Annotated in this window: 4 protein-coding genes; all 4 read left to right on the forward strand. The window is 49.9% G+C overall.

Annotated features, from left to right (window positions below; all coding sequences use genetic code 11):
- The coding region (locus tag VEI96_04025; GenBank protein HXX57144.1) for a glycosyltransferase at positions 1-224 on the forward strand (224 nt) is incomplete at its 5' end.
- Positions 208-1152 carry a lysylphosphatidylglycerol synthase transmembrane domain-containing protein gene (locus VEI96_04030; protein HXX57145.1) on the forward strand — a complete coding sequence of 315 codons (945 nt, stop codon included), beginning with the start codon at positions 208-210 and terminating at the stop codon, positions 1150-1152. The genes VEI96_04025 and VEI96_04030, both read left to right, overlap by 17 nt.
- 188 nt (positions 1153-1340) lie before the next feature.
- Positions 1341-1979 carry a DUF2238 domain-containing protein gene (locus VEI96_04035; GenBank protein ID HXX57146.1) on the forward strand — a complete coding sequence of 213 codons (639 nt, stop codon included), beginning with the start codon at positions 1341-1343 and terminating at the stop codon, positions 1977-1979.
- A 199-nt stretch (positions 1980-2178) separates the two neighbouring features.
- On the forward strand, positions 2179-2488 hold a 310-nt coding region (locus tag VEI96_04040; GenBank protein ID HXX57147.1), incomplete at its 3' end, for a PAS domain-containing protein.

The following is a 2488-nucleotide window of genomic DNA, read 5'->3' on the forward strand; positions in this document are numbered from 1 at the left end:
GGTTCTTCGGGTTTCTCTTTCTCTTCTATCTGAGCATAGAAAAAATCATTTTCGGGAAACCGATCGGGGGGAGACCTCTTCTTCTCCTCGGCGCGCTGCTCATAATAGTAGGCATTCAGTTCATCGGCATGGGGCTTCTCGGTGAGATGATTGTGAGAGTCTATCACGAAACCCAGCGAAAACCGATCTACGTGATAAAAAAGGTCGTTGGCCCCTCAAACTGACATACCCGGAGAGCAGCGTCCCCTGAAGGCAAAGAAGATCCTTTTGGTCGCCCTCAAGCTCGTCGTCAGCGGAGGGCTCCTCTACGCGATAATCTCGAAAACCGGGATACAGAAACTTACTACGACCCTTCAGGGCATCAATGCGTTCTATTTTCTCATAGCAAGCCTGATCTATATCTCCTCGGTCTTCCTCTCCTCACTTCGGTGGCGGCTTCTTCTGTCCGAAGACTTCGCGATAGGGAAACTCTTCTCCCTCTATATGATAGGCTCATTTTTTAATAACATCCTCCCCGGGATCGTCGGCGGTGACGCGATAAAGGCCTATTACCTCTATCGGAGCACCGGGAAGAGCGGACCGGCGGTAGCCTCGGTATTCCTCGACAGGTACGTCGGTTTCAGCGCGCTCCTCGCCCTTGGATTGATCGCGTATCCCTTCGGCTTCCGCTATTTCAGGGGCTCCTATATCGAATGGACGTTGCCCTTCATCGTAGCACTCTTCATCATCGCAAGCTTCCTCACGATCGGCCTGAGACTCGGCGGGCGGATAGGTCTCCTCGGAGAATTGTACAACTATTTCTCCCTGTACAAGAGCAAGGGGCGCGTCGTCATTCAGACCTTTTCGATCTCCCTCGTGATTCAGGTGCTGAACGTATTTGCCGTTTTTCTCGTGAGCTCCGGACTGGCTGTGGCGGTTCCCCTTCTTTCTCTCTTCATATTTGTCCCCATTATCGCCACCCTGGCTACCCTGCCCGTATCGATTTCCGGTCTCGGCGTGAGAGAGGCCTCCTTTGTCCTGCTTCTCGGTTTTCTCGGGATACCCCCGATTCAAGCCACTGCTGTTTCGCTTGCATGGTTTTTGTCCGTCGCGCTAGGAAGTCTCCCGGGCCTCGTCATGTATCTGCTCTATAGACCTGCCGGAGCCCGATAACAGGGCGCGTGCAGCCCGGCTTCATAAGCCGAAGACAAATCGAATTATGCCTTGGCATGTAAAAGATAGGCTGACCCGTCAGGTCTTGTTATGTCAGTCTCGGCTTCTTTCCTCGGAACATTTGGCATTCCCGTCTGCTAAAATGATGGGGAGCAGGAAATAATGATTCTTTTAAGGAAGTCGGTACAATGGACAACGAATCGTCACGCATCCCCGGGACGCTGATTCTATTTTGGCTGCTGCTCTTTTTCTCTGTGCTGATCTGGTCTGCGATACGACCGCATGACTACTTCACGTGGTTCCTTGAAGTTCTTCCGGCTCTGTTGGGCTTGGTAATTCTTGCATCGACATTCAGGAACTTTCGCTTCACGAGGATGGCTTATTGGCTTATGCTGATACACGCCATAATTTTAATGATTGGCGGTCACTATACGTACGCTGAGGTGCCGTTATTTGACTGGCTGAGGGATATCTTCTCAATGAGTCGCAATAATTACGATAAAGTCGGTCACTTTGCTCAAGGGTTCGTGCCTGCGATCGTAATCAGAGAAATACTCATAAGGAAGTCTCCTGTGAAAGAAGGGAATTGGCTATTCTTCATCGTTGTCTGTATCTGCCTTGCATTAAGCGCCTTCTATGAGCTCATCGAATGGTGGGTGGCGGTTCTAACAGGAACAGCCGCTGAGTCTTTCCTTGGTACTCAAGGATATGTCTGGGACACACAATCAGATATGCTTCTTGCGCTTGTCGGCGCAATCGCAGCATTAATCATTCTCTCAAAACCTCATGATAGGGCACTGTCTCGACATCTCGTTACGCGCGGGTAATTTTCTTTAAAGGTTCATCCAACATCAAACATAGTTTCAAGTTTGGAGGACTGTCGTATGCGCTTTCAAAGCAACATGATCTAATTCAAAGAATTCTTGACACTTAGCTCAGTCTCGTTACATTGTTTAAGATGGTCGAAGATGCAGAAGGCAGAAGGCAGCAAGGGGGAGACTTCGCGCTAAAAAACGGAAGGTGAGATTGACGAGCCCCGCCTCATTACTTCGTGACGCAGATACCGCACAGACTGAAGAGTCGCTGTCGTTTGAGCATGAACGCAGCCCTCTGCTCTATCGAGGGCTCACTCGTAAACTCATTGACTATCAAAGTGAGCTTGGGACACAGAGCAGCTTAGTAGAGCTGCTCCAAGAACAGTATACGAAATATCTTGACCTTTTCGATCATGCGCCTGTCGGGTATTTAATCGTCGACCGTAACGGTGTGATACTTGATGCGAACCTCGCGGCTGCGGAACTTCTGGGAGTTGAAAAGGACCTCATGATAGAAATGC

The sequence above is a fragment of the Thermodesulfovibrionales bacterium genome (genome assembly GCA_035622735.1).
Lineage (GTDB): Bacteria > Nitrospirota > Thermodesulfovibrionia > Thermodesulfovibrionales > UBA9159 > DASPUT01.